Origin of the sequence: Brevundimonas vesicularis NBRC 12165 (assembly GCF_001592205.1) — a bacterium.
Classification (GTDB): domain Bacteria; phylum Pseudomonadota; class Alphaproteobacteria; order Caulobacterales; family Caulobacteraceae; genus Brevundimonas; species Brevundimonas vesicularis.
This window is the reverse complement of record NZ_BCWM01000040.1, coordinates 1-1,050: the sequence shown is the minus strand read 5'-3', so window position 1 is coordinate 1,050 and position 1,050 is coordinate 1. Positions and strand designations below refer to the sequence as shown.

The 1,050-nt window shown below is 67.8% G+C and carries 1 protein-coding gene; it reads left to right on the top strand.

The window, feature by feature from the left end; translation table 11 throughout:
- Window positions 1-1,050, top strand: a 1,050-nt coding sequence (locus BVE01S_RS16400; protein ID WP_066629927.1) for an OmpA family protein, incomplete at both ends; no start/stop codon positions are given.

Below are 1,050 nucleotides of genomic sequence, written 5' to 3'. Positions count from 1 at the left end.
ACCACATGATCGACGATATCAACGCTGAATCGTCCACGACCGGCGCCAACTGGAACTGGGAAGTGAACGACGGCTGGGCGGCGTTCGCTCGCCTCGGCTATCGCTTCAACCCGAACTGGCGCGTTGAACTGGAAGGCGGCTACCGCTCGGGCGACATCGGCACCGTGCGCGCTGTCTCGGGCACGCAAGGCCTGTGCAACTTCACCCCGGCGACGGGCGGCTGCTTCTCGCCTGAAGGCGATATCGAATCCGCCACCCTGATGGCTAATGTCATCTATGACTTCGGCTTCGAATACTGGGGCGTTCGTCCGTTCGTCGGTCTCGGCGCCGGCGTCAACCGCGTGAAGACCGACACGACCGGCGCTCTGCGCGCCAACCGCGCCGCCACCTTCACGGCTGATGATGACTCGACCAAGTTCGCTGCTCAGGCGATCGCCGGTCTGGCCTGGGCTGTGGGCGACCGCACCAACATCGACCTGACCTACCGTTACCTGACGGGTGACGCCAACTTCGCCTCGACGACGGTCGGCACGGGCTTGGGCGCCACGTCGTTCGGCGAATGGGACGGCGATTACGATCAGTCGCACACCGTGACCCTGGGTCTGCGCTACAGCTTCGGTGCGGAAGACGCGCCGCCGCCGCCGCCTCCCCCGCCTCCGCCCCCGCCGCCGCCTCCTCCGCCCCCGCCGCCCCCGCCGCCGGTCGCTCAGAAGCCGGTCGCCCGCCAGTTCGTCGTTTACTTCGACTGGGATCGCTCGGACCTGACCGCGGAAGCCCGTTCGGTGGTGACGCAGGCCGCCAACTACGCCAAGTCGGGCGCACCGACGCGCGTCCTGATCGTCGGCTACACCGACACCTCTGGTTCGGCCGCCTATAACCTGGGTCTGTCCAACCGTCGTTCGCGCACCGTCGCGGACGCGCTGGTCGCCTCGGGCGTCAACGGCGGCGTCATCGCCCTCGACGGCAAGGGCGAGACCAACCTGGCCAAGCCGACCGCCGACGGTGTGCGCGAGCCGCTCAACCGCCGCGCGACCATCGACATCAACTTCT